The sequence below is a fragment of the Streptomyces sp. B5E4 genome (assembly GCF_039871555.1).
Lineage (GTDB): Bacteria > Actinomycetota > Actinomycetes > Streptomycetales > Streptomycetaceae > Streptomyces.
The window spans coordinates 275,709-298,300 of sequence record NZ_JBDPMI010000001.1; the positions used below are offsets into that span (position 1 = coordinate 275,709).

Consider the following 22,592-nt stretch of genomic DNA (forward strand, 5'->3'; position numbering starts at 1 on the left):
GGTCCAGGGCCGCTGTCCTTTGCTGCCCGCGCCCGCGCCCCTGCCCGTGCCCGTGCCCGTGCCCCTGCCCGGGATCCGGCTCGCCGGGACCCGGCCCGAGGCAGGGGCCGCCCGGTCTCAGCCGGCGTCGTCCTCCGCGACGACCGCCAGGATCTGCTCGCCGTACTTCGCGAGCTTGTTCTCGCCGACGCCGCTGACCGAACCCAGCGAGGCGAGCGAGCCGGGGCGCTCGGTGGCGATCTGCCGCAGCGTCGCGTCGTGGAAGATCACGTACGCGGGCACCCCCTGTTCCTTGGCGGTCGCACCCCGCCACGCGCGCAGCCGCTCGAAGAGCGACGCCGCCTCCGCCGGCATGTCGACGGCCTCGGCGCGCTTGGCCCCGGACTTCGCCTTCGCGGCCTTCGCCGCCCGCTTGGGCTCGCTGCGCAGCGGCACCTTGCGGCCCCGGTACAGAACCTCGTCGGCTTCCTCGGTGAGCACCAGCGTGCCGTAGTCGCCCTCGACGGCCAGCAGCCCTTTGGCGAGCAACTGCCGTACGACACCGCGCCACTCGTGCTCCGCGAGGTCGTCGCCGACGCCGAAGACGGAGAGGGTGTCGTGGTCGTGCTGGATGACCTTGGCGGTCTTGCGGCCCATCAGGATGTCGACGACCTGCCCGGCGCCGAACTTCTGCCGCCGCTCGCGGCGCAGCCGCACCACCGTGGACAGCAGCTTCTGCGCGGCGACCGTGCCGTCCCACGACTCCGGGGGCGCGAGGCACGTATCGCAGTTCCCGCAGGGGGATCCGCTCTGGCCGAAGTACGCGAGCAACTGGGAGCGCCGGCAGTCGATGCTCTCGCAGAGCGCGAGCATCGCGTCGAGGTGCGCGCTCGCCCGCCGCCGGTGCGCGTCGTCGCCCTCGGAGCCGTCGATGAGCTTGCGCTGCTGCACCACGTCCTGCAGCCCGTACGCGAGCCACGCGGTGGACGGCTGGCCGTCGCGGCCGGCGCGGCCCGTCTCCTGGTAGTACCCCTCGACGGACTTGGGCAGGTCGAGATGGGCGACGTAGCGCACGTCGGGCTTGTCGATGCCCATGCCGAACGCGATGGTGGCGACGATCGCCATGCCCTCCTCGCGCAGGAACCGCGACTGGTGCTCGGCGCGGGTCGCCGCGGGCAGCCCGGCGTGGTAGGGCAGCGCGTCGATCCCGTTGCGTACGAGGAAGTCCGCGGTGTCCTCGACGGACTTGCGCGACAGGCAGTAGACGATGCCGGCGTCGCCCGCGTGCTCGCTGCGCAGCAGCTCCAGGAGCTGCTTCTTCGGCTCCCGCTTGGGCACGATGCGGTACTGGATGTTGGGCCGGTCGAAGCTGGCCACGAAGTGCCGCGCCTGCTCCAGTTGCAGCCGGCCCGCGATCTCCGCGTGGGTGGCCTTGGTCGCCGTCGCGGTCAGCGCGATACGCGGCACGTCGGGCCAGCGCTCGGAGAGCGCGGACAGCGCGAGGTAGTCGGGCCGGAAGTCGTGGCCCCACTGGGAGACGCAGTGCGCCTCGTCGATGGCGAAGAGCGCGATGGTCCCGCGGTCGAGCAGCCGCATGGTGGACTCCACCCGCAGCCGCTCGGGCGCCAGATAGAGCAGGTCGATCTCCCCGGCGACGAACTCGGCCTCCACCATCCGCCGCTCGTCGGGATCCTGCGTGGAGTTGAGGAACCCGGCCCGCACCCCGAGGGCGCGCAGTGCGTCGACCTGGTCCTGCATGAGGGCGATGAGCGGCGAGATCACCACACCGGTACCGGGCCTGACCAGCGCGGGAATCTGGTAGCACAGCGACTTGCCGCCGCCGGTGGGCATCAGCACGAGGGCGTCCCCGCCGCCCACGACATGATCGATGATCTCCTGCTGCCCCTCGCGGAACGACTCGTAGCCGAAGACCTTGCTGAGGACCTGCAGCGCCTCGGTGGAACTCATCGGTCGAGTTTATGCCCCACCACCGACACCCCGCGGGGAGACCACCCGACCGGGCCCGGCCCGCTAGAGGGTGAAGCCGGCGGGGAAGGGGTCTTCGGGGTCCAGGAGGTACTGGGACATGCCCGTGATCCAGGCGCGGCCCGTGACCGTGGGGATCTGGGCGGGCAGGCCGGCGATCTCCGTCTCGGCTTCCAGGCGGCCCGTGAACAGCGTGCCGAGCAGCGACTCGTTGACGAAGTCCGCGCCCAGCTCCAGTTCCCCGCGCGCGTACAACTGCGCCATCCGCGCCGAGGTGCCCGTCCCGCAGGGGGAGCGGTCGAACCAGCCCGGGTGGATCACCATCGCGTTGCGCGCGTCCGCGGAGCCGCCCGCCGGCGGCGCCGTCAACTGGACGTGTTTGCAGCCCGAGATCCCCGGGTCGGCCGGGTGCACCGGCCGGTTCCGCTCGTTGATCGCGTCCATGATCGTCAGGCCCGCGGCCAGCATCCGCTCCTTCTCCGCCTTCGCGAACGGGATGCCCAGGCTCTCGACCGGCAGGATGGCGTAGAAATTGCCCCCGAACGCCATGTCGTACGTGACCCGCCCCACCCCCGGCACCTCGACCGCCGCGTCCAGCTCCAGCGCGAACGACGGCACGTTGCGGAACGTCACCGACTCCGCCCGGCCGCCCGAGACCGCGACCCGGGCGATCACCAGCCCCGCGGGCGTGTCCAGCCGGACCTCCGTGACCGGTTCCGTGACCGTGACCATCCCGGTCTCCACCAGCACCGAGGCCACCCCGATCGTGCCGTGCCCGCACATCGGCAGCAGGCCGGACACTTCGATGTACAGCACGCCGTAGTCGGCGTCCGGCCGGGTCGGCGGCTGCAGGATCGCGCCGCTCATCGCGGCGTGCCCGCGCGGCTCGTTCACCAGCAGTTGCCGGATGTCGTCCAGGTGCTCGGCGAAGTACGCGCGGCGCTCGGCCATCGTGGCGCCCGGCACCACCCCGACGCCGCCGGTGATCACCCGGGTCGGCATGCCCTCGGTGTGCGAGTCGACGGCCGTGAAGTAACGGGAGGCACGCACGTCACACCCCCGCCGGGTGGGCCGGGACGGCTGTGTCCCACGTGTGCTGCGGCATGGCGGTCTCCTTGAGGTGGCGGTGTCGCATACGGACGGCGGTCACGTTCCCGGCTCCGGGCCGGCGGGCGGCGGCTCCGCCAGCTCGCCCAGCCTCACCGGCGAGGCGATCGGGCGCCGCGCGAACGCCGCCGCGTCCGGCATGCCCGTCAGACAGGCGACGCTGGGGCCGCACACACGGCCCTGGCACGGGCCGAGCCCCGCCCTGCTGACCAGCTTCACGGCCCGTACCCCGAGCGCTTCGCGCTCCTGCACCGAGCGGCGCAGCTCGCCGTACGGGACCTCCTCGCAGCGGCACACGAGGGTGTCCTCCGCCAGCCACGTACGCCACCCGTCCCGCACCGGGTACGCCCGCGCCAGCGCCGCGGCGAACCTGCGCCCGGCCCGTACCCGGCGCAGCGCCGCCGCCGGGTGCGCCGGGCGGGCGCCGAGGAGCCGGGCCGCGGCGACGCCCGCGACCTCGCCCTCCGCGGCGGCCGGGTCCGCGCCGCCGACGCCCGTCAGCTCGCCCGCCGCGAACACCCCCGGCACCGACGTGGTCTGGGCGGCGTCGACCGCGACGAACCCGCCGTCGAGCGCGCAGCCCGCGGCGACGGCGGTCTCCACCTGCGGGACGAACCCGAAGCCGACGCACACCGCGTCGGCGGCCACCCGCCGCTCGCTGCCCGGTACGATCCGCCAGCCGGCGTCGAGGCGTGCGGTGGTGACCGCCTCCACGCGGTCCGTGCCGTGGGCGGCGACGACCGCGGTGCGGCGCCGGTACGGGATGCGGTGGCGGGCCAGCAGCGCCGCGTAGCCGGCGAGTTCGCCGGACTTGCGCCACCCGGCGACGGCGTCGGCGGGCCGGCGCAGCCAGGCCGTGACCGGCTCGGCGGCCTCCAGCACCCCGGCCACCTCGGCCCCGACCGCCGTCAGCGACGCGGCGACCGGCAGCAGGAACGGCCCGGTGCCGGCCAGCAGCACCCGCTCGCCGACGCGCACGCCCTGCCCCTTCGCCAGCGCCTGCGCGGCGCCGGCGGTGAAGACGCCCGGCAGGTCCCAGCCGGGGAACGGCAGTGCCCTGTCGTACGCCCCGGTGGCCAGCACCAGCGCGCGGGTCCCGACGCTGCGCCCGGTACGGCCCGGGCCGTCGGCGGGTCCGGTGCGCAGGTGCACCCGGTGCCCGCCTCCGGGCACGGGCTCCACCGCCCAGACGACGGTGTGCGGCAGATACTCGACGCCGGGCGGCGGCGCGAACCGGTCGCGGCCGGTGAGGGAGTTCTGCCGGTGGTACTGCCCGCCGAGTGCGGCGCCGGAGTCCACGAGCAGGACGCGGACGCCGAGCCGGGCCGCGGCTCCGGCGGCGGCCATCCCGGCTGGCCCGCCGCCGATGACGACGACGGGTCCGTTCACGTCGGGCTCGGTCACGCCGGCAGCTCCGCGCCGTCCTGGGTGCGGATGTCGTCGCCCTCGCGGACGAGGCGCTGGCAGGCGCGGACGTCGGGGGCGCCGTTGACGACGACGAGGCAGTCGTGGCAGACGCCGATCCCGCAGAAGACGCCCCGCGGGCGGCCGCCGCCGCGGGTCGTCCGCCAGGAGACCCGGCCCAGCGCCAGCAGCAGCCCGGCGACGGTGCGCCCCGACTCGGTGACCAGTTCCTCCCCGTCGACCCGCACGATCACCGGACCCTCGCCCCGCCCCGCGGGGGCTCCCGCTCCCCGCCCCCGGCTACGCCGACTCATCCGCCGCCTCCGCCTCCCTCATGACCCCCGGCCGGTCCACCCGGAACGGCTCCGCGTCCACCTCCGGCGTCCGCCCCGTGAGCAGATCCGCCAGCAACCGCCCCGTGCCCGCGGCCAGCCCGATGCCCGCGCCCTCGTGGCCCGTGGCGTGCCAGAGCCCGGGGCGGCGCGGGTCCTCGCCGATCACCGGCAGGTGGTCGGGGACGTAGGGCCGGAAGCCGCCGTACGCGCGGATCACCGGCACGCCGGCGAGTACGGGGAAGAGCCCGACCGCCTTGCGCGCCAGCTCCCGCAGCACCGCCACCCGCACCGTCTCGTCGAAGCCGGCCCGCTCCCGGCTGGAGCCGATGAGCACCGTGCCGGACCGCGTCGCCTCCACCACGGTCGACGTCTGCAGGTCGGCGGTGCCGCCGGCGACCGCGCCGACGTAGTCGGCGTCGTAGACCTTGTGCCGCACCGTGCCCGCCGGCAGCGCGGCTGTGACGAGTACCAGCCCGCGCCGCGGCAGCACCGCGACCGGCGCGCCCGCCGCCGCGGCGAACCGGCCGGCCCACGGGCCGCAGGCGTTGACGACCGCGCGGCACGGCACCGTGCCCCGGTCGGTGCGCACGCCCGTGACGGCGCCCCCGGCGCCGGTCACGACCCCGTGCGCGGTGACGCCGGCCCGTACCCGCCCGCCCCGCTCCCGGACCGCGGCCAGCAGCGCGGTCGTCGCGAGCACCGGCTGCAACTGGCCGTCCTGCGGGTAGTACACGGCCGCCGTGACGTCCGCGGTCAGGTACGGCTCCAGCGCCCCGGCCTCGGCGGGGGTCACCGGCTCCGCCCGTACGCCCGCGGTGCGCTGGGCGGCGGCGAAGTCCGCGAGCGCGCCGGCCGCCGCGGGCGTGGTGGCGACGACGAGGCCGCCCTTGGCCTCCCACTCCGCCTCCGCGCGGCGCGGGCCGAGCAGGTCGCGCAGTTCGGCGAGCAGATGAGGCCAGCGGCGGCGGGATTCCCGGGCGAGGGCCAGCTCGGGTCCCGGCCCCTTGTCGGAGACCAGGACGTTGCCCTCGCCTGCGGCGGTGGTGCCGCTCGCGGGTGCGCGGCGGTCCAGCACGGTCACCGAGAGCCCGGCGGCGGTCAGTGCCTCGGCGCAGGCGGCGCCGATCACACCGGCGCCCACGACCACGACGTCGTACGCCATCTGCCGCCCCCCTCCGTTCATTAAAACGAACGCCAACGAGCGTATGGAGGGCGCCGATCGGCGGTCAAGCCCCTGGTTCGGGGAGGCGTTGTGCGTTTTGTCGCGGCGCCGGCACGGCGCACGAGGCGACCGGGGGCACCGGGTGCGCGGCGGCCGGGTACTCCAGCATCAGCACCGAGAGCACCGGGCCTTCGACGGTCTCGTAGACGTGCGGGGCCGCGGCCGGGAAACAGACGTAGTCGCCGGGGCCCAGCTCGTACGGCGCCTCCGGCGGGCCCACCCGGAGCCGTCCGGAGGTGACGACGACGTGCTCGCGCCCCGGGTGGCCCGCCGAGTGCTGCACCTCGCCGGGGCGCACCCGCTGGTCGTACAGCTCGACGACCGTGTCGGTGAGGTCCATCCGGCGCAGCATCCGCAGGTCGACGGCGTTGCTGCTGAGCACGTCGAGGCCGGCCGAGCGCACCAGCAGCACGTCCGGGTCCTCGCGCTCGGTGAGCAGCGAGGACACGGGCACCTCCAGAGCGTTCGACAAACTGAACACCGTCTCGATGGTGGGGTTTCCGGTGCCGGACTCCAACTGCGACAGCGTGCCCTTGGCGATCCCGGAGGCGCGCGCCAGCCCGGAGAGGGAGAGCCCCGCCCGGGCGCGCAGCGCCCGCAGATTGGCCCCGAGCACCCGGCCTGCCTGTTCCCGTACCACCGGACCTCCTCGACAGTCGTGCGAGAGGCTACCCCGCGCCCGGCGAGGCGACGACGAGCGTCAGGGCTATTCGCGTATCGTCGTTTTCATTGGTCGGCCCTTTGGCGCGGGAGTTGGCCTCAATTCCCCGTGCAATAGGGGCCGTTGTTACTCAGGGGTTGTCGTGTGCATGCCTTGGATGTTTTCATGGCCGACCGGACAGCGCGCGCAGAATCCTTGATCCCCCCACATCCACCCCCCACCTGAAGAAGGAGACCAGGATGGCAGCACATCCGGGTTTCGACCGCCGCGCCCTGCTGCGCGGCGGACTGACCGCCTCCGCGGCCGGAGCGCTCGGCCTCGGCGCGGCGGGGCTCGCACACGCCGCGCCCAGGTCAGCGGCCACGGCCGCGTCGGCCGCGGCCCCCGCCTCGCTGCGCGGCGCCCGCGCGCTCGCAGCACCCGAGCCGCGTATCTACGGCACCGCGGAATGGGGTGCCCGACCGCCGAACTCCGAGATTGTGGTCCTCGACCACGTGCCGACGTACATCGCGGTCCACCACACCGCGGAACCGGGTAACAGCGAGGATTACTCGCTCGAACACGCCATGGAAATCTGCCGGTCCATCCAGAACTTCCACATGGACACCCAGGGATGGGGCGACACCGGCCAGCAGTTCACCATCAGCCGCGGCGGATACTGCCTCGAAGGCCGGCACGAGAGCCTGGACGTCGTGCGCGGCGGCACCCGGCACGTGCAGGGCGCCAACGTCGGCGGCCGCAACAGCGAGGTCATCGGCATCGAGAACGAGGGCCTCTACACCGAGGTCGACGTGCCCGCCGCGCTGTGGGACTCGCTCGTCGCGATGGTCGCCTGGATCGCCGGGCAGTACGGGCGGCCGGTGGAGAACATCATGGGCCACCGCGACTTCAACTCCACCGAGTGCCCCGGCGAGGTGCTCTACGGCCGCCTGCCGGAGCTGCGCGACGCGGTGGCCGGGGTGCTCGGCGCCCCGAAGCCCGAGCGGGCGGCCGTCTGGCCGCTGCTGCGCCCCGGCGACAGCGGCTCCGTGGTGCGCGCGGCGCAGCACCTGCTGCGCGCCCGCGGGTTCACCGGGCTGCCGGCCGACGGGATCTTCGGGCCGTCGACGAAGCGGGCCGTGGCCAAGCTGGCCGAGGACAGCGGCGTCGAGCGGCACTCCTGCTCGGCGCAGTTCCACCAGCGCAAGGACGAGACCGGCTACCTCGGCTCGGACATCTGGCCGCTGATCACCCCGCGCGGGCGCGCCGGGACGAACGGCGAGGTCGCCAAGGCCGTGGAGGCGCTGCGCGGCCGCGGGCGGCGGGCGCCGTCGGGCCGGGAGCTGGACGCGGCGGTGTGGAAGCAGTTGCTGTCCTGACGGCCTGATCGCGTACGGAACGGGCGCGGCCCCGCGCCCGTTCCGTACGGCCCAAAAACGGCGAGCGGCACCGCGACCGCCGCGCCCCCCGGCAACGGCGCGGCGGTCGCCGGTGTCAGCGGCGGCCCGTCACGAACGGGCGGAGCTCGTCGGCGAGCGCGTCGCTCGTCACCAACTGGAAGTCTTGGGCCGGATACAGGGCCGAGTCGGGGCACGTCTCCTCGGGCGTGGTCGTGCCGTCCAGCGCGAACTCCGTCACCTGCTCACCCGTCGCGGCCTCGAAGACCCGGAAGACGTAGCGCGCGCTCTGCACGTCGTACTCGCCGTCGCCGGAGTTGTGCGAGCCGCCGAGGTAGGTGCAGGTGCCGACCTTGCGACTCGGGTGGTCCCGGTCGTCGTACTGGCAGACCACCAGCCGGGTGTCGTCGGTCGCGAAGGCCGCCGTCCAGTCGCCCGGCAGCTGGGGCGGCTCGCTCTCGTCGACGGCGATGTCGTCCTTGAACAGCACGGCCGGATGCGGCCCGGGGCCCTTGTAGGCCGGGCCGCCGGGAAGGTACGCCTTCACCTTGCCGGCCTCGAACGGCTCCGTGAAGTCGCACGCCTCCTCGGCGCTCCGGACGGCCTGGTGCGCCGGCGGCGGAGGTGTGCGCGGCAGCGGATCGGGCGAGGGGGACGGGCGCGACGACGCCTTCGCGTCCCCGCCCCCGCGCCTGTACACGTCCCCGTCGCCTCCGGTGCAGGCGGCGGGCCCCGCCAGTCCGGCGACGGCGAACACCACGAGCCCGGCCGCCCCGCGCCGCGTACGTCCCACGATGCCCGCTCCTCCCGCCACGATCCGCCCGCACCCTACCGCCCCGGACCCGGGACGGGTCCCCGTCCGCAACGGTGATGCGCGCGCACCTGCCGCCAAGGTCAACTACTGGTGGCGTCTTGGTGGTTGGGTAGGGGCGGGTAGTGCCGGAGGGTGTGGTCCGGCACGGAAGGAGGAGCGCTGTGGAGCCGCTGGCGGCTGGGGATCCCGCGCGGGTGGGCGACTTCGTGCTACGGGGCCGCCTGGGCGCGGGCGGCATGGGGGAGGTGTTCCTCGGCCGGTCGCCCGGCGGGCGGGCGGCGGCGGTGAAGGTGGTGCACGCCCATCTGGCGCGGCAGCCCGAGTTCCGCAGCCGGTTCCGGCGGGAGGTGGCCGCCGCCCGGTCGGTCAGCGGGGCGTACACCGCGCCGGTGATGGCGGCGGGCCCCGAGGACGATCCGCCGTGGATCGCCACGCTCTACGTCCCGGGCCCCTCCCTGGCCGACGCCGTACGCGCGGCCGGGCCGTTCCCGGAAGCCTCGGTGTGGCCGCTGGCCGCCGGGCTGGTCGAGGCGCTGCAGGCCATCCATGCCGAGGGGCTGCTCCACCGCGACCTCACGCCCGCGAACGTGCTGCTGGCCGCGGACGGCCCGCGGGTGATCGACTTCGGGATCTCCCGGGCCCTGGACGCCACCGTGCTCACGGGGACCGGAGCGACCATCGGCACGCCGGGCTTCATGTCCCCGGAGCAGGCCCAGGACGGTGACGTCCGGCAGGCCGGCGACGTCTTCTCCTTCGGCGCCGTCCTGGCCTACGCCGCCGGCGGCGTCGAGCCGTTCGGCCACGGCGCGCCGTTGGGCGTCCTGCACCGCGTGGTCACGGCCGAGCCGCGGCTGGACGAGGTGCCCGAGCGGGTACGTACCCTCGTCGCCGCGTGCCTGGCCAAGAACCCGGACGACCGGCCCACCCCCGCAGAACTCCTCGCCCTGATAGCCGCGGACTGGGATCCGGGCGACGACTTCCCGGGCGCACCGCCGTGGCCGGACGCCGTGGCCGACCTCATCCAGGCCCGCACCGTGCCCCCCACCGCGCGCGCCACCGAGCCCGGCGACGGCCCGCCGCCCCCGCACGACGCGCCCACGGCCACCGCGCCCCCGCGCTATACCCCCACGGAGCCGGGCGCGCAGCCGCCGGAGCCGGAACCCCCGCCCGCCACCGCCGCCTCCGGTCGCGTACCGAAGGCCGACCGTCCCCGCGCGCTGCGCCGCCGCCACCGGCAGGCACTCAAGATCGGCAGGTCGGGCGAGCACGAGGAGTCCGCCCGGCTGCTGGCCGAGCTCGTCGCGGACCGCAGCCGGGTGCAGGGGCCCGACCATATCGACGTCCTGTACACCCGCCAGCACCACGCCGCGGCCGTCGCGGAGTCGGGCCGGGAGGCGGAGGCCGCGGGTCTGCTGGGCGATCTCGTCCCGGAGTTCGTCAGCCGGCTGGGACCGGACCACCGGAGCGTCGTGACCACCCGCCGGGCCCACGCCGAGGCCCTCGGGAACGCGGGCCGGCACGAGGAAGCCGTGCGCCTGCTGGCCGACGTCATCCCGGACTCCGTACGCGTGCGGGGCCCCGACCACCCCGACACCCTGCTCACCCGCCACCTGCACGCCTGCAACCTCGCGGACACGGGGGACTACGCGCAGGCCGCCCGGCTGTTCGCCGTTCTCCTCGACGACCGGATCCGCGTGCACGGACGCAACCACACCAAGACCCTGGTCGCCCGCATGATCCACGCCCACTACGTCGGAGAGGCGGGGGACCACGCGGAGGGCGCGCGTCTGATGGCCGGCCTCATCCCCGACCTGAGCCGGATACGCGGCCGCGACCACGCCGAAACCCTGGCCGCCCGCGGGAGCCGGGCCCGCCATGTCGGAGAGGCGGGGGAGCACGCGGAGTCCGCCCGCCTGTACGCGGAACTGGCCGCCGACACCGCCCGCGTCCTGGGACCCGACCACGACGACACCTTGCTGGTGCGCCAGCGCCACGCCTCGCAGCTCGGCACGTCGGGAGACCACCTGGAGGCGGCACGGCTGTACGCCGGACTGGCCGTCGACCGCGCGCGCGTCCAGGGCCCCGATCACTACGACACCCTGCTGGCCCGCCACCTGCGCGGGTGGGAGCTGGGCGAGGCGGGGGAGCACGCCGAGGCGGCGCGGCTGCTGGCCGAGGTCGCCGCCGACTGGGCGCCGGTCGTGGGTCCCGACCACGCCGACACCCTCAACGCCCGCCATTCGCACGCCCGTCACGTCGGTGCGGCCGGAGAGCACGCCGAGGCGGCCCGGCTGCTGGCCGCGGTCGCGACCGACTGGGCGCGCGTCGGGGGCCCCGACCACCCGGAAGCCCTGGCCGCCCGCGATTTCCAGGCGTACCACCTCGACGAGGTGGGGGAGCACGAGGAGGCCGACCGGCTGAGGGCCGAAGTCGCCGCGTACCGCGCCCGTACCGAGGGAGAGCCGGCGGCCTGACCCACCGCGCGGCGCCACCCCGGCCGGGATCGGGCCGCCGGTACCCGGCCGCCGGCATCCGGTTCGGGTGACCGGGACGGCCGGTCCGGCGACGGCGGGCGGAACGGTGGCCGGGCACCCACTTCAGGAAGAACTGCGACCGGTTGCCCGCCCCGAACTCCGCCGCGAGGTCCGGCACTTCCCGCCCGCGGACGACGTGGTGCAGCCGCGCCTTCTCCAGCGGCATGTTCACCGGCATCGCGACGCCGTTGTCCGCCGCCGCCGGCAGCACGCGCCGCTCGGCGGCACGCGTGCGTACGGAGTAGTGCACCTGGACGAAGTCGATGTCGCCCCGCTCGATCCAGTCGGCCAGCACGTCGAAGTACGCCGGCTCGTGGTGGGTGACCCCGAGGGCGCGGATGCGGCCCTCCTGTTCCAGGCGTGCAGCATCGGCAGGACGCAGTCGATGTCGACCAGGCTGTGCACCTGGACGACGTCGAGCGGCCGGCCGCGCGCCGCCGCCTCGGCCGACCGTCAGGAATGAGTAAAGAAGCCGTCAAGAGATGACCGGGCGGGGGCGGGTGGAGGCAAAAGTTCCGCCGGGTCCGCCCTCGGACGCCGGTGGGCCGCCCGCCGCTCGTCCCGCCGCCCACCTGCGCCGGGGCGCCGTTCGCCGCCGCCGCGCCGGCCGGATCCCGCGCGCGGCCCCGCCCGGCCTGCCTTCATGTCGTTGAAGAATAAATCAGTCTGCTTCGGGCTTTGCCGCCATCCCTCCTGCATGAAATCAAGTCAGTCCCAAGTGGGGCGTTCCATACTGCCGACGCGAGGTGCGAGTCGCTCACACCTCCCTGTCGATCCGTTACGGATCCCGCTGAACCCGTTGCGGGCCGGGCCCAAAGGCTCCCGGACCCGGCCCGCACCGGTGACCGCACGGACTGTCCACGGCCCGGGTGACACGGCCTCGGAACCGTCTGGACGCCACGAACCCCCCATCCCTCCCACACCCCCGAATTCCGGCCGCCACAACGCTGTGGCGATCAGGCGATCCGGGGCGCACACAGTTCACAGTTCACTGGAGGCAACTTTCATGGTGAGTCGGCGCAGGGTGCTCGCCGCGGGTATGGCGACCGCGTGCACGGGCGTGACCGGAGCGGCGTTGGTGCCGCTGGCGACCACACCGGCCGGGGCCGAGCCCGCCGCCGCGGAGCCGGCGGCGAACGCCGCGCTCGCTGCCACGCCCTTCACCCAGCCCATGCCGCGGCCCACGGTGCTGTCGCCGGTGTCGACGGGCGGCGGCGTCGACGTCTACGTCATGACGATGCAGCCGGCGACCGCGGAGATACTTCCCGGCATCCAGTCGCAGGTGCTCACGTTCAACGGCAACTTCCCCGGCCCGCTGATCAAGGCGCGCCGCGGCCGGCCCGTGGTCATCCAGCAGCGCAACCGGCTCGACGTGCCCGCCTCGGTGCACCTGCACGGCGGGGAGGTGGACCCGCAGCACGACGGCCAGCCGATGGAGACCATCGCCCCCGGCGCGGACCGTACGTACTACTACCCCAACACCCAGCCGCACGCCTCGCTCTGGTACCACGACCACGCCCACCACATCGAGTCGGAGAACGTCTACCGCGGGCTGTCCGGCCAGTACCTCCTCACCGACGAGGTCGAAGAGGCCCTGCCGCTGCCCACCGGGCAGTACGACCTGCCCATCGCCATCCGCGACGCCAACGTGGACGCGACCGGCCTGCACTACACGATGGGCGATCGGCAGCGCTCCACGATGATCGCCAACGGCAAGGCGTACCCGTACGTCCAGGTCGCCGCCCGCAAGTACCGCGTCCGGCTGCTCAACTGCTCCAACCAGCGCTTCATGGAGCTGCGGCTGGAGGACGGCAGCGAGATGATCCAGATCGGCTCCGACGGCGGGCTGCTGCCGCGCCCGTACCCCACCACCGCCATCCCGCTGTCCGCCGCCGAGCGCGCCGACGTCGTCATCGACTTCTCCCGCTACCCCGTCGGCAGCAGCGTCGTGCTGAAGAACACCGGCGGCTTCGGCAGCCCCGAACTCGTCGGCCAGGTACTGCGCTTCGACATCGTCCGGACGGCGAAGGACGGCAGCCGCGTCCCGGACGTGCTGCGCGAGCTGCCGCCGCTGCCGCAGCCGACCGCCGAACGCACCGTCACCCTGCGGATGGACGAGGACGGCCGGCCGCACCCGCAGGCGTACATCGACGAGAAGCTGTACGACCCGGCCCGGGTGGACCAGCAGATCCGGTTCGGCGCCAGCGAGATCTGGACCGTCAGGAACCTCAACCAGATCGCGTGGCACAACTTCCACATGCACCTCGTCCAGTTCCGTGTCCTGGAGCGCAACGGCCAGGCGCCGGGTCCGGGCGAGGCGGGGCTGAAGGACACCGTCAACCTGCGCCCGAACGAGACGATCAAGGTGCAGGCGACGTTCGACACCCACCGGGGCTCGTACGTCTACCACTGCCACATGCTCGACCACTCCGCGATGGGCATGATGGCGACGATGAAGATCGCCTGACCGAGGGGCCCGTCGACGCGCCGGCCGGGGGGCCCTCCCCGGCCGGCTCCGTCCTACGGTGCCCAGGGCGGTGCCACGGACCAGGTGGTGTCCTCGGTGAAGGTGGCCGGGTCGTCCCAGGGGTGGCCCGCGCGCGAGCTGAGTGAGCACGGGCCGCTGCACGCCGTCGACCTCGGCGAGGCCGACGGAGCGCATGCCGGCGTAGCTGCCCACGGTGTCGGCCGGGGTGCCGTCGGCGGCGAGGAGTTCCACGGTCACGTCGTAGAGGAACGGATCGTCGGGGGACCACAGCCGCGGGTCCGCTACGCGTACGGAGAACCGGCTGCCCGCCGGTCCGGTGGCGGTGCCGACGACGGTGCCGCCGTCGCGGACGGTGACGCGCCCGGTGTGGCCGGCGGGACCGGCGTCGCGGCCGGTGACGGCGAAGTCCCAGATGCCGTTGAGGTTGGCCCAGTCGGGGCGGGTGAGCTGGGGGCGCGGGTACTCGGGCAGCGGGGTGTCGACGGGGACGTCGCCGGTCCGGGGGGTGGTCATGGGCGGCGGCTTGGGCGTCCAGTCGGCGGCGCCGGCGCGGTCCCCGGTGGCGGCGGGCGCGGCGGTGAGGCCCGTACCGAGGAGGGCGGCGACGAGGGCGAAGACGGCGGCGGACGCCCGCAGGCGGCCGCGTAACCGGCGTGCTCGTGGGGGAGTGGGCACGGGGTTCTTCCGGCTCTACAACGTGATAAAGAAGGGGCTCACGTCGTGCGACACCACCACCCGGGCGCGCCGTCCAGACCCGGGGCCGACGTCATTGACGTAAACATGACATCCGGTCACTCTGGTGCCTATGAAGCGCTTAGCGACGCTGACGGCGACGGCGGCGCTGGCCGCCGGCTCCCTGGCCGCCGGCTCCCTGGCCGCCGTTCCCGCCCCCGCATCCGCGGCGCGGCCCGCCCCCGCCGCGACCGCACTCGCCCTGATCTGCAACGTTTACTGCGACGCCCGCGACCCCGCCCAGGCCGCCCGCGACCGTACCGCCGTCACCACGACCCTCTTCTCCCGCACCCTCGCGCTGCACGTGGACGACGACAGCGCGATGGGCTGGGCGACGATCGCCAACGGCAGCCCCGGCGACGAGGTCTGGCTCGACCGCTCCTTCGACGGCGGCCGCACCTGGGCCTCCGGCAGCCGGCTCGGCAACACGAGCATCCCCGCCGGCCAGCGCGGCTGGCGCACCGGCATGTACAACGTCGACGACTGGGCGAACCGCGGCGTCGGCGCCCTGCGCGCCTGCGGCAAGGCCGCCGACCGCCCCGACATCGCCTGCACCCCCTGGGCCCGCAGCACCTGGAACGCCTGGGACCGCAGAACCGCCGCCGCCACCGCGCAGATGTCCTTCTACGACAACGCCACCGGCCTCTTCGCCACCACCGGCTGGTGGAACTCGGCCAACGCGCTGACCGCCGTGATCGACAACATCCGCGTCAGCGGCATGCGCAGCTACGAGTACGCCATCGCGACCACCTACGACCGCCAGCTCGGTGCCCACCAGGGCCGGTTCCGCAACGACTACATCGACGACACCGGCTGGTGGGGCCTGGCCTGGATCGCCGCGTACGACCTGACCGGCGACCGCCGCTACCTCGACACCGCCCGCGCCGACGCCGACCACATGGCCGCGTACTGGGACGACCGCTGCGGCGGCGGCGTGTGGTGGAGCCAGGCGAAGACGTACAAGAACGCCATCTCCAACTCCCTCTACATCCACCTCAACGCGGCCCTGCACAACCGCATTCCGGGCGACAGCGCGTATCTGAAGCGGGCGCGCGACGGCTGGACCTGGTTCCAGGGCACCGGCATGATCAACGGCTCCTCCCTGGTCAACGACGGCATCGACCTGGGCACCTGCCGCAACAACGGCCAGCCCGTCTGGTCGTACAACCAGGGCGTGCTGCTCGGCGCCCTCACCGAACTCCACCGTGCCACCGGCGCGGACGCCCTCCTCGCGACCGCCCGACGCCTCGCCGACGCCGCCACCACGGCCCCCTCGCTGCACACCGCGGACGGCATCCTCCGCGACCCCTGCGAGTCGGGCGACTGCGGCGCGGACGGCCCGTCCTTCAAGGGCGCCCACGTCCGCGGCCTGGGCAAGCTCAACGCCGCCCTGCCCGACCACCCGTACACCGGCTACCTCGCCCGCCAGGCGGACCGCGCCCACACCGCCGACCGCAACGCGCTCGACCAGTACGGCCTGCGCTGGTACGGCCCCCTGGACAAGACGGACGCGGCCCGCCAGCAGAGCGCGCTGGACCTGATGAACGCGGCCCCCTAGCGGGGGCCGCCCCGCACACTCGTTCTCTCTTGCCGGGACACGGGGGGCTTCCTATGGTCCGCGCATGAGTATCCCCACTGAGCCGATCGGCAGCATCCCCCGGCCCCCAGCCCTGCAGCAGGCTCTCGGTGCGCATGCCCAAGGGCGGTTGAGCGACGAGGAGTTGACAGAGTTACAGCAGCAGGCCGCGGCGGACACGCTCGCCCGCCTGCAGGCGCTGGGCTGCCCGGTCCTGGTCGACGGCGAGCAGGCCAAGCCCAGCTTCGCCACCTATCCGATCGCGGGCCTGGCCACCCTCGCGCCGCACGGCGTCACCATCCCGTTCGCCGACGGCCACGTCCGCCAGTTCCCGCACCTGACCGCGGGGCCGTTCCGCTACGCGATCCGTGCGGAGTCGTATCTGCGCGCCGCCCGGCGGCACACCGGCCTCCCTCTCAAGCAGGCGGTCATCGCACCCTCGGCGCTCAGCCTGCTCTACCCGGCCGAACCCGTCGCCGGCTACTCCCGCGAGGCGTTCCTGAGCGACCTGGCCGACGAGGCCGAGGCCGACATCCGCGGCTGCCTCCAGGCGGGCGCGCACGCGGTCCAGCTCGACTTCACCGAGGGCCGTCTCTCCCTCAAGCTCGATCCGAGCGGCGCGCTCCTGGACGACCTGCTGGCCCTCAACAACGAGGTGCTGGGCCGGTTCGGCGAGACGGAGCGGGCCCGTCTGGGGGTGCACACCTGCCCGGGAGGGGACCACGATTCCACCCACAGCCTGGACGTCGACTACGCCGGACTGCTGCCCAAGCTCTTCGGGCTGAAGGCCGGCAACTTCTACATCCAGTTGGCCAGCGAGAGCGACCCCGAACGCGTCCTGCGCATCATCGCCGACCAACTGCGCCCGGGTATCCGGGTGTTCATCGGCGTGACCGATCCGATCAGCCCCGAGGTGGAGACGCCCGAGCAGGTACGTGACCGCGTGCTGCTCGCGGCCCGCCACATCCCCGTCGACCAGCTCGGCACCTGCGACGACTGCGGCTTCTCGCCGTTCGCCGACGACACCTCCACCTCGCGCGACCTGGCCTTCGCCAAGATCGAGGCGAGGGTGCGGGGGACCGACCTGGCGGCCGAGGCGCTCGGGCTCTGAGCCGGGCACCGACCCGGAGCCGCAAAGGGGCCGGGCCGTGCCGGCAGACCACGGTCCGGCCCCCGCGGCGCCCGCGGGGGCCGGACCCGCCGGAGGGGCGGTGCTGTCCGGCCGCCGCTCCGGGAACGGCTTCGAAGGCGACGGAGCGTCGCCCCCCGACCGGAGCCCGGACAGCTCCCTGATCCTCGCGATCGTCTCCTCCCCGGCCCCACCCACCTGCGGCGGGCCCCGGTGGCCGCGGTCACCCGACTGCGGGCGCAGCGCTGGTGTGTCCGGCGCCGGTGGCACAGGCTCGGGTCAGGACCCCGGGTGTGCGGCCCGCGGGAGGCGAGTGGCGCGGGAACGGAGAGTGGCGGGATGGAGACTGCGCCGGTCGTCGTGGGCGTGGACGGCTCCGCGGCGGGCCTCGACGCGGTCGCGGTCGCCGCGCGGGAGGCGAAGCTGCGCGGGTGCCCCGTGCGGGTCGTGCACGCGTTCCTCTGGCCGGCTTTCGGCGCCTATCCCGGCGCCGCCGCGATGCTCCCCGGGGACACCGCGCTGCGCAAGGAGGCCGAGAAGGTCGTCGACGACGCCGTGGCGCACGCCCGGACGTCGGAGCCCCGCGTCAAGGCCGACGGTGCCGTCGTGACCGGCGAGGTCATGGAGGCCCTGGTCAAGGAGACGAAGACCGCGCAGTTGGCGGTGGTCGCCGGCCGCGGCCTCGGTGCGTTCACCCGGCTGCTCGTGGGCTCGACGGCGGTCCATCTGTCCGCGTACGGCCACTGCCCCGTGCTCGTCGTACGGGGTGGCGGCGCCCGCCCCGACGGTCCGGTGCTGCTGGCCGTCGACGGCTCGCCGGCCGGGGCCGCCGCCGTCGAGTTCGCCTTCGCCGAGGCGGACCGGCGGCGCGCGGGACTCGTCGCGCTGCACGTCTGGAGCTCCTGGACCAGGTACTCGCCGCGGCCGGGCGGCCCGGCCCGGACCGAAGCGGACGGGCCGGCCGCGGCGGGCGACCGGGTGCTCGCCGAGGCGCTGGCGGGCGCCGAGAAGTCGTACCCGGACGTACCGGTCGAACGTACCGCCGTCGAGGGCTCGGCCCGCGAACTGCTCATCGAGGCCAGCAAGGACGCCGGCCTCCTCGTCACCGGCGCCCGCGGCCACGGCGGCTTCGCCGGGCTGCTCCTCGGCTCGGTCAGCCACGCGCTCCTGCAGCACGCGCGCTGCCCGGTCGCCGTCGTACGCGGCGCGGGTGAGCGCCCCTGACCCGGCTCCGACCCAGCTCTGAACTGGCCCTGACCGGCCCTGACACCCGCCGTACCGACGGCCGGAGGACCTGGAGAGGCACGATGGACACCTCGCTCACCCCCTCGGCGCTCGCGGAGCTGCGCGAGCGGCGCCCCTACCCCGCCGTGTCGATCACGCTGCCGACGCACCGGCGCGCGCCCCGCAACGCGGAGGACTCCGTACGGCTGCGCAACGTCCTCGCCGAGGCCGACCGGCAGCTCGACCGCGACCCCGGCGTGACCCGCGCGGCCCGCGAGGAGATCCGCGCGCAGCTCGCCGCGGCCGTCGAGGAGACCGACCTCTCCCTGGCACTCGACGGCCTCGTCATCTTCGCCACCGTGGCCGAGCACCACGTGTTCGCCCTCCCGCGCGCCGTCCCCGAACGGGTCGTGCTGGCCGACTCGTTCCTCACCCGCAACCTGGTGGCGGCCTACGCGGCGCAGCGCCCGTACTGGGTGCTGTCCCTGGCCGCCGACCGCGTCACCCTGTGGAGCGGCTCGGGCGAGCACGTCACCGAGGCCACCGCCGACGGCTTCCCGATGACCCGGACCCTGGAGAACCCGGACGCGGAGCGCGAGGAGCGGATCGGGGACACGCCCAGCACGTTCCGCGACGAGGAGGTCCGCATCTTCCTCCGCGACGCCGACGCCGCGCTGCACGCCGTTCTCGCCAAGGACCCCCGGCCCCTCTACGCCACCGGCGCGGACGCCGCCCTCGCCCTCCTCGCCGACACCGGCACCGCCGCTGCCACCGCCGTCCACATCCCCCACGGCGGCCTGGCCCAGGGCCCCCCGGACGCGGTCGCCAGGACCGTCGCCCCCGCCCGGGCCACGCAGGCGCGCCAGCACGCCGCCGCGGCCATCGCCGCCCTGGACGACGCCCGGGGCCGCCGGGCCTTCGCGGGCGGCGTGGACGAGGTGTGGTCGAAGGTCTCCGACGGCCGCGTCCACCGTCTCGTCGTCGAGGAGAACTACCGCATCACCGTCCGCTCGGCCGACGACGACCACCTCGTCCCCGCCGAGGACGACGACCCGCAGGCCCGCCACGACATCGTGGACGAGATCGTCGAGCAGGCGCTCGACACCGGCGCCGACGTCACGTTTGTCCCCGACGACGCCCTCTCCGACAACGGCCGTATCGCGGCGGTGCTGCGCTACTGAGCGGCATGCGTACGGCGAGCGATGACTTCCGGCCGTGGGTGCCGTCGTAAAGGATGACCGCAAGCGGCGCGGGGCCACCCGCCGCAGCCATCACCGGACCAGGAGCTACCGACAATGCGCACTCTCATCAGCACCGCCTTCGTCTCCCTCGACGGCGTCATGGAGGCCCCGGGCGGCGAGCCGGGCTACCGCAACTCCGGCTGGACCTTCAAGGAGGTCGACTTCCTCCCCGAGGCGTACGAGCTCAAGGGCCGGGAGCAGGAGGAAGCCGGCGCACTGATGATGGGCCGGGTCAGCTATGAGGCGTTCAGTCCGGTGTGGCCGGGCATGGAGGAGTTCGCCAGATACAAGGTCCTGCCGAAGTACGTCGTCTCCACCACCCTCGCCGAGGACGACCTCGTCACCGACTGGGGCGACATCACCATCCTGCGCTCCCTCGACGATGTCGCCGCGCTGAAGGAGACAGAAGGCGGCCCGATCATCGTCCACGGCAGCGCCACCCTGAACCACCACCTCTCCGACGCGGGCCTCATCGACCGCTACCACCTGCTGGTCTTCCCCCTGCTGCTGGGCGCGGGCAAGCGCCTGTACAGCGACACCTCCAAGGACACCCAGAAGCTGAAGCTGGTCGACCACGAGGTGTATGCCAATGGCCTGCAGAAGAACGTCTTCGACGTCGTCCACTGACGCCCACGCGCCACCGCCCGCGCTGCCGGACACGGCTGCACGGGCGGTGGGTACCTCAGAGTTCGACGGCCTTGGCGAAGGCGACGAAGTCGGCCCAGGCGGCGGGGGTCAGGGTGAGCTGACCGCCGTCCCGGTCCTTGGTGTCACGGACGTGGACGGCCCGCGGTGTGATCGCGACCTCGACGCAGTTGTCGCCCTGGGTTCCGCTGTAGCTGCTCTTGAACCAGTCCAGCTCAGTCCTGCTCATAGGTCTCCTCGCATCTGCTCCAGCAGCTCCACGCTAGCCTCGCGGTCAAGCGCCTGGGAACTCAGCCTTGAGTAGCGCTGCTGCAGCATACCGACGTCTGACGGCCTGCTGATCAGGTTGCTTGAGAGCTGCCCCTCGGAGTACCCGAGCCAACGGTGCTCGCTGGTCTCGGCGAGGTAGAGAGAGCCGTCGGGCCCCGCGTGGTTCTCCTTGCGCAGCGGCATCACCAGGATCTCGATGTTGCGTCGCTGGCCGAGGGAGACCAGGCGGTCGAGGAGCGTGCGGGTGACCTCTGTCCCGCCCATCCGCCGCTCCAGCAGCGATTGTTCGAGGACGAAGCCGAAGTAGGTGTTCGGCCGGTCGTCGAGAACGACCTGCCGGTCCAGCCGACCGGCCACTTGGCGCTCGATCTGCTCCTCCGTGAGCGGCGGCAGCCCGGTGTCCAGGATCGCCCGGATGTACGGCTCGGGTTGCAGCAGCCCCGGGACGGTACGGCACTCGTATGCGTACAACGTGAGAGCGTCCTCTTCGATCGCCGCCCAGTGTTGGAACCTTGACGACAGCCCCACCTTCCTTGTCAGACTCCTGCGCGCCGCATCCAGCATCCTCGCGGCGAACTCCCCCAGGGGCTTCTCGGACAGCGGGGGAAGCTGCTTCGGCGGAAACCGCCGTCCCTGCTCGATGCCCGCGATGTAGTGCTGGGAATACCCCACCTGCTCGGCCAACTGCTCCTGCGTCAGCCCCGCCTCGTCCCTGAGCACCTTCAATACCGCTCCGAACGTCTTCAGGGAGTCCGACACCTCCGGCTCGCCCCCATACAGCCCGCCATTGCCCACGCTCCCCATGCCCGGCCACCTCTCCCGTGTCACTGCCGGAACTCCAACCCCGCCATGATTACGTTCCGTCACTGATCCGGTCCAGTCGGTAACCCACCCATGAGCAGTTGTACGGGTTGAGTGGCAGCCCCGGATGTCACCGGCCGCCCCGAGCCCGGCCCTCTAGGCTTCCGCCATGACGCTCGGGTACTGGGAACGGCACAGCTTCGACGACCCGGCGGTGACGGCCGAGCGGGACGAACTGCTCAAGTCGGCGGACCGGAACCCGGATCCGTGCACCGCCTTCCTTGACCTGCTGCGTTCCGGGCGGCGGGACGCGGTGTGCACAGCGCTGGAGTACTTCCACTACCAGGACCGGCAAGCCCGGTGGGGCTTCGGCAATCCGCTGGACGAGTACGCCGCAGAGGTGCTGGACCGCGCCCGGTGGGTCCTGCGGGGGACGCCGCTGCCGGAAGCGCGAGGGCAGGACCGGGCCAGCGCGCTGTGGGCGATCCAGAACCACGCCGAGGCTGCGGACGCCCCGCTGATCACCGCGGCGCTGCGCGCCGTGAACGGTGACGTCGTCGACGACGGCGCCGTGTCCGCCGCCGGGCAGTGCCTCTACGCCTGCGATGTCCCCGAGGACCGCGAACTTGTCGCCCAGCTCGGTGCGATGGCTCTGGACGAGGATCGCCCGCTGCGAATCCGCGTGGCGTGCGCAAGGGCGCTGGGCTCGGCGGAGTCCGACCAGGCCGCCGAACTCGCGGTACGGCTGACCGGCCTCCCGGAACTCGAACTCCAGACGGCCGGCGCCCTTGTCCTCACCGCCCACCTCGACACGTACCGCCCCCTCCTCGAACGCCTGGTGGCCACCTGGTCCTCCCACACCCCGGAGGTGGAGGACATCCGCGTTGCCCTGGAGGAGGACCAGGTTGACGCGTGAGGTGCTCATAGCCCTCAGACCCCTTGTTCGTGGGCCCGGCGATTCTCGGCGCGGACGGTCCGACGGGGAGGTTCACGGACGAGGCGGGGGAACTGCGCTGTCAGGAGCAGGGGTTCGGGGGCCGGAGGGCGTGACCGGTACTACGGGGTGAC

19 protein-coding genes and 1 pseudogene are annotated in these 22,592 nt (G+C 73.7%); 10 read left to right on the forward strand and 10 right to left on the reverse strand.

Annotated features, from left to right (window positions below; genetic code table 11):
- Positions 1-117: 117 nt before the first annotated feature.
- The 6 genes from recQ to ABGA99_RS01120 all read right to left on the reverse strand — a co-directional run bounded on the left by recQ (position 118) and on the right by ABGA99_RS01120 (position 6,673).
- A complete protein-coding gene (gene recQ, locus ABGA99_RS01095; protein WP_347578929.1) occupies positions 118-1,947 on the reverse strand; it encodes a DNA helicase RecQ in 1,830 nt (609 codons plus the stop codon).
- 63 nt (positions 1,948-2,010) lie between these two features.
- Positions 2,011-3,015 (reverse strand): proline racemase family protein, encoded by a 1,005-nt coding sequence (locus ABGA99_RS01100; RefSeq protein ID WP_347578930.1) that lies wholly within the window; start codon positions 3,013-3,015, stop codon positions 2,011-2,013.
- Positions 3,016-3,111: 96 nt separating this feature from the next.
- A complete protein-coding gene (locus tag ABGA99_RS01105) occupies positions 3,112-4,476 on the reverse strand; it encodes an NAD(P)/FAD-dependent oxidoreductase (RefSeq protein ID WP_347581956.1) in 1,365 nt (454 codons plus the stop codon).
- A complete protein-coding gene (locus tag ABGA99_RS01110) occupies positions 4,473-4,790 on the reverse strand; it encodes a (2Fe-2S)-binding protein (protein ID WP_347578932.1) in 318 nt (105 codons plus the stop codon). The genes ABGA99_RS01105 and ABGA99_RS01110 overlap by 4 nt, the downstream gene beginning before the upstream one ends.
- Positions 4,777-5,973, reverse strand: coding sequence for an FAD-dependent oxidoreductase (locus ABGA99_RS01115; protein WP_347578933.1), 1,197 nt, complete (start codon positions 5,971-5,973; stop codon positions 4,777-4,779). The genes ABGA99_RS01110 and ABGA99_RS01115 overlap by 14 nt, the downstream gene beginning before the upstream one ends.
- A gap of 64 nt (positions 5,974-6,037) precedes the next feature.
- The gene (locus ABGA99_RS01120; protein ID WP_347578934.1) at positions 6,038-6,673 is read right to left on the reverse strand and encodes an XRE family transcriptional regulator; all 636 of its coding nucleotides are present in this window, start codon (positions 6,671-6,673) and stop codon (positions 6,038-6,040) included.
- Between the two features lie 260 nt (positions 6,674-6,933).
- On the opposite strand from ABGA99_RS01120, the gene ABGA99_RS01125 reads away from it, so the two are divergent.
- A complete protein-coding gene (locus ABGA99_RS01125) occupies positions 6,934-8,052 on the forward strand; it encodes an N-acetylmuramoyl-L-alanine amidase (protein ID WP_347578935.1) in 1,119 nt (372 codons plus the stop codon).
- Between the two features lie 115 nt (positions 8,053-8,167).
- Here ABGA99_RS01125 and ABGA99_RS01130 read toward each other — a convergent pair whose 3' ends face one another.
- The gene (locus ABGA99_RS01130; RefSeq protein ID WP_347581957.1) at positions 8,168-8,863 is read right to left on the reverse strand and encodes a hypothetical protein; all 696 of its coding nucleotides are present in this window, start codon (positions 8,861-8,863) and stop codon (positions 8,168-8,170) included.
- Positions 8,864-9,045: 182 nt separating this feature from the next.
- Between ABGA99_RS01130 and ABGA99_RS01135 the strand changes: the two genes are divergently transcribed.
- The 3 genes from ABGA99_RS01135 (at position 9,046) to ABGA99_RS01145 (ending at position 13,885) form a co-directional block, all read left to right on the forward strand.
- Positions 9,046-11,358: a serine/threonine-protein kinase gene (locus ABGA99_RS01135; protein WP_347581958.1), complete on the forward strand. Its 2,313-nt coding sequence runs from the start codon at positions 9,046-9,048 to the stop codon at positions 11,356-11,358.
- Positions 11,359-11,425: 67 nt separating this feature from the next.
- Positions 11,426-11,881, forward strand: a complete 456-nt coding sequence (locus ABGA99_RS01140; protein WP_347581959.1) for a hypothetical protein — start codon at positions 11,426-11,428, stop codon at positions 11,879-11,881.
- Positions 11,882-12,424: 543 nt separating this feature from the next.
- Positions 12,425-13,885: a multicopper oxidase domain-containing protein gene (locus ABGA99_RS01145; RefSeq protein ID WP_347581960.1), complete on the forward strand. Its 1,461-nt coding sequence runs from the start codon at positions 12,425-12,427 to the stop codon at positions 13,883-13,885.
- 144 nt (positions 13,886-14,029) lie between these two features.
- Here ABGA99_RS01145 and ABGA99_RS01150 read toward each other — a convergent pair.
- A pseudogene (locus ABGA99_RS01150) lies at positions 14,030-14,542 on the reverse strand (hypothetical protein); the annotation flags it as partial.
- 169 nt (positions 14,543-14,711) lie between these two features.
- Here ABGA99_RS01150 and ABGA99_RS01155 point away from each other — a divergent pair.
- The 5 genes from ABGA99_RS01155 to ABGA99_RS01175 all read left to right on the forward strand — a co-directional run bounded on the left by ABGA99_RS01155 (position 14,712) and on the right by ABGA99_RS01175 (position 20,435).
- Positions 14,712-16,196, forward strand: a complete 1,485-nt coding sequence (locus ABGA99_RS01155) for a glycoside hydrolase family 76 protein (RefSeq protein ID WP_347581961.1) — start codon at positions 14,712-14,714, stop codon at positions 16,194-16,196.
- A 64-nt stretch (positions 16,197-16,260) separates the two neighbouring features.
- Positions 16,261-17,325 carry a cobalamin-independent methionine synthase II family protein gene (locus ABGA99_RS01160; protein ID WP_347578941.1) on the forward strand — a complete coding sequence of 355 codons (1,065 nt, stop codon included), beginning with the start codon at positions 16,261-16,263 and terminating at the stop codon, positions 17,323-17,325.
- A 357-nt stretch (positions 17,326-17,682) separates the two neighbouring features.
- Entirely contained in the window at positions 17,683-18,567 is an 885-nt protein-coding gene (locus ABGA99_RS01165) for a universal stress protein (RefSeq protein ID WP_347581962.1), read from the forward strand.
- Between the two features lie 83 nt (positions 18,568-18,650).
- Positions 18,651-19,748: a chemotaxis protein gene (locus ABGA99_RS01170; RefSeq protein ID WP_347578943.1), complete on the forward strand. Its 1,098-nt coding sequence runs from the start codon at positions 18,651-18,653 to the stop codon at positions 19,746-19,748.
- Positions 19,749-19,862: 114 nt separating this feature from the next.
- Positions 19,863-20,435 carry a dihydrofolate reductase family protein gene (locus ABGA99_RS01175; protein ID WP_347578944.1) on the forward strand — a complete coding sequence of 191 codons (573 nt, stop codon included), beginning with the start codon at positions 19,863-19,865 and terminating at the stop codon, positions 20,433-20,435.
- 55 nt (positions 20,436-20,490) lie between these two features.
- Here the strand turns inward: ABGA99_RS01175 and ABGA99_RS01180 are convergent, their stop codons facing one another.
- Both ABGA99_RS01180 and ABGA99_RS01185 read right to left on the reverse strand, forming a co-directional pair.
- Positions 20,491-20,682 (reverse strand): DUF397 domain-containing protein, encoded by a 192-nt coding sequence (locus tag ABGA99_RS01180; RefSeq protein WP_347578945.1) that lies wholly within the window; start codon positions 20,680-20,682, stop codon positions 20,491-20,493.
- Complete coding sequence (locus tag ABGA99_RS01185) at positions 20,679-21,527, reverse strand: helix-turn-helix transcriptional regulator (RefSeq protein ID WP_347578946.1); 849 nt, start codon at positions 21,525-21,527, stop codon at positions 20,679-20,681. Before ABGA99_RS01185 ends, ABGA99_RS01180 begins: the two co-directional genes overlap by 4 nt.
- Positions 21,528-21,693: 166 nt before the next feature.
- Between ABGA99_RS01185 and ABGA99_RS01190 the strand changes: the two genes are divergently transcribed.
- A complete protein-coding gene (locus ABGA99_RS01190) occupies positions 21,694-22,440 on the forward strand; it encodes a hypothetical protein (RefSeq protein WP_347581963.1) in 747 nt (248 codons plus the stop codon).
- The last annotated feature ends 152 nt before the right edge of the window (positions 22,441-22,592 follow it).